Source organism: Inquilinus sp. (assembly GCF_039594555.1).
Classification (GTDB): Bacteria; Pseudomonadota; Alphaproteobacteria; order DSM-16000; family Inquilinaceae; genus Inquilinus.
This window is the reverse complement of the sequence record NZ_JBCNNF010000588.1, coordinates 1-3,273: the sequence shown is the minus strand read 5'-3', so window position 1 is coordinate 3,273 and position 3,273 is coordinate 1. Positions and strand designations below refer to the sequence as shown.

The 3,273-nt window shown below is 72.7% G+C and carries 2 protein-coding genes; both read right to left on the bottom strand.

The features are described 5' to 3' along the window. Nucleotides 1-2,345 (bottom strand): condensation domain-containing protein (locus ABDW35_RS34540; protein WP_343718371.1); only part of this gene is annotated, 2,345 nt, incomplete at its 3' end. Next, the coding region (locus ABDW35_RS34535) for an AMP-binding protein (protein WP_343718370.1) at nt 2,342-3,273 on the bottom strand (932 nt) is incomplete at its 5' end. The genes ABDW35_RS34535 and ABDW35_RS34540, both read right to left, overlap by 4 nt.

Here is a 3,273-nt window from a genome sequence, read left to right as displayed (position 1 = left end):
CCGTAATGGTTGACCACGCGGCAGCCGGGCGCCAGCTCCCGGATCCGGTCCAGCAGCGGCCAGCCGGTGGCCTCGCCGCCCAGCACCAGCGTGTGTACCGGCAGCGCGTCCTGCGGCCGCCGCGCCTGCAGCAGCGCCTGCAGATGGCTCGGCACGATCTTCAGCACCTCGATCCGCTGCGCCGCCATGGTTTCGGCGAAGCGGTCGGGGTCGAAGGCGCGGGCCGGGTCGATCAGGTGCAGCTCGCCGCCGCCGTAGAGCGCGCCATACAGCACGGTGTTGCCGAGATCGGCGGCGACGGTCGACACCATCGCCATCCGCGCGCCCTCGGGCAGATCCAGCACCTGCAGCACGCCGCGAGCATAGTCGGCGATGCCGCCGCGGGTGACGACCACGCCCTTGGGCTTGCCGGTCGAGCCCGAGGTGTAGATCAGGCAGCCGGCCTGGTCCGCCGCCGGCTCGGGCAGTGCCACCAACACGTCGTCGGCCTCGTCCTCCAGCGACAGGCGCAGCACCTCGCAACCGAAGCTCTCGGGCGCCTCGGCATCGACCAGCAGCCAGCGGGCGCCGCTGTCGGCGACCAGCTCCGCCCGCCGTTCGGCTGGCGCCGCGGCGTCGAGCGGCAGATAGGCACCGCCAGCCTTGAGCACGCCGAGGATACCCAGCACCCATTCCGGCGTACGCCCCATCTGCAGCGCCACCCGGTCCTCGGGCCGGATTCCGCGAGCGACCAGCCGCCGCGCCAGCCGGTCCGAGGCCTGGTCGAGCTGGGCGCGGGTATAGGCGCGCTCCTCATGCCGCAGGGCGATCGCCTCCGGCTTCTCGGCCGCCCGCGCCCGCCAGGCCGCGACCAGGTCGGCCGGCGGCTCGGCGCTCACCGGTCCGAAGGCGCTCTCCGGCGCCGGGGCCGGCGCCAGATCGGCCAGCCGTCGCTCCGGCCCCGCGACCACGGCCTCGGCCAGGGCAGCGAGGTCCGCACCCAGCCGCTCGATCGTGGCCGCGTCGAACACGTCCGTGGTGTAGGCCAGGAGGAGGTCGATGCCCTCGGGCCGGTCGGTGAGGTCGAGGCTGAGGTCGAAATGCGCCGCGCCGCTGCCAAGGCCCTGCAGCGTCATGGCCAGGCCGGCGAAGTCGCCGCCGCCCGGCGCGCCGGCCTGCTCGGTGCACTTGACCTGGAACAGCGGATGCACCCCGGCCTGGCGTGGCGGGGCCAGCGCCTCGACCACCATGTCGAAGGGCACGTCGATCCGGGTCTCGGCCGCCAGCAGCCCCTCCCGCACCTGGTCCAGCAGCGCGGTGAAGCCCCGACGCTGGTTGATGACTGTGCGCAGCACCGCGACATTGGTGAAGTAGCCGATCATCGGATGGGTCTCGGCCCGGCCGCGATGGGCCAGCGGCGCGCCGATGCGGATGTCGTCGCCGGCGCCGTTGCGGGCCAGCAGCAGCTTGAACAGCGCCAGCACCGCCATGAAAGTCGAGGCGTTGCGGCCGCGCGCCAGCGCGCGCAGCCCGTCGCTCACAGGCTTGGACAGTTGCAGCCGATGCGCCGCCCCGGCCTCGCTGCGCTGCGCCGGCCGCGGCCGGTCGAAGGGCAGGTCGAGCGGCGGGTGGCTGTCGCCCAGCGTCGCCTTCCAGGCGTCGAGCTGGCGCGCCTCCTCCCCCGCCTCCAACCAGCTGCGCTGCCAGGCGGCATAGTCGGCATAGTGCAGCGCCATCAGCGGCAGGCCGGAGGGTGTGCCGTCCCGGCGGGCGGCGTAGAGAGCGGCGAGGTCGCGGATCAGCAGCCCGATCGACCAGCCATCGGCGACGATGTGGTGCAGCGCCAGAACCAGCCGGTGCTCGCGCTCGCCCAGCGCATGCAGCTCGAAGCGCAGCAGCGGCCCGGCTTCGAGATCGAATGGCTGGCGCGCCAGGACCTCGGCGAAGGCGTCACTCTCCGCCTCTCCCGCCACGTGCAGGTCGCGGACAGTGAAGGACGGCGCCATCTCCATATGCAGGCGCTGCACTGGCCGGCCCTCGGCGTCGATGCCGAAGCTGGTGCGCAGCGCCTCGTGCCGGGCGATGAGGTCGCCGGCGGCCGCCTGCAGCGCCGCGGCGTCGAGGTCGCCGGACAGGGACAGGATACCGGCCATGGTGTAGGCCGGGCTGGCCGGGTCGCGCTGCCAGGTCAGCCACAGCCCGCGCTGGGCAGGGGACAACGGCAGGTCGCCGTCGCGCGGCGCGGGCACGATCGGCAGGGTGGCGAAATCCACGCCATGCTCGGCCAGCTTGGCCAGGAAGGCGCGGCGGCGGTCCGGCGCCAGCGCGGCGAAGCGGCGGGCGATCTGTTGAGCGTCGACGGTCATATCAGGTCCTCGATTTCGCTCATCCAAGTGTCCATGTCGTCCAGCCGCGGCGCCGCGGCGGATAGGTCCAGGCTGGCGGCCAGCCCGGCGACGGTGGGATGGTCGAAGAAATGGCGGATCGGCAGGGCGCGGCCATGCCGCTCCAGCAGCAGCGCCCGCACCTTCATGGCGGCCAGCGAATGGCCACCGAGGGAGAAGAAGTCGTCGTGGCGGGAGATCTGGCCGCGGCCGAGGACATCCTGCCAGATCCTGGCGATGGCGATCTCGGTGTCGCCCTCAGGTTTGGCGCGGGTCTCGGCATCGCTCTCCCATTCCGGGTCAGGCAGCGCCTTGCGGTCCAGCTTGCCATTCACCGAGAGCGGCAGCGCCGCGAGAGACACGATGCGCGAGGGCACCATGTAGTCCGGCACCAGCCCCGACAGGTGCCGCTTCAGCGCCGTCTCATCAGCCTCACCGGCGGCATAGCCGACCAGCCGGCCCTCGCGCAGCACCACCACCGCATCCCGGATCCCGGGATAGGCGCGAATGCCGGCCTCGATCTCGCCGAGCTCGATCCGGAGCCCGCGCAGCTTCACCTGGTGGTCCAGCCGGCCGAGATACTCGAGCGCCCCGTCGAAGCGGCGCCGCACCAGGTCGCCCGACCGGTACATCCGGCTGCCCGCCGGGCCGTTGGGGTCCGGCACGAACCGGTCCGCCGTCAGGTCGGGGCGGCCGAGATAGCCCCGCGCCAGATTGATGCCGGCGATGTACAGCTCGCCCGACACACCTTCGGGCACCGGGTTCAGGTCGCCGTCCAGCACGTGGATCCGGGTGTTGGCGATGGCATGCCCAATCGGCACGCTCTTCTGCCCGGGCTCCGGACGGCAGGTCCAGAAAGTGACGTCGATCGCCGCCTCGGTCGGGCCGTACAGGTTGTGCAGCCCGGCCG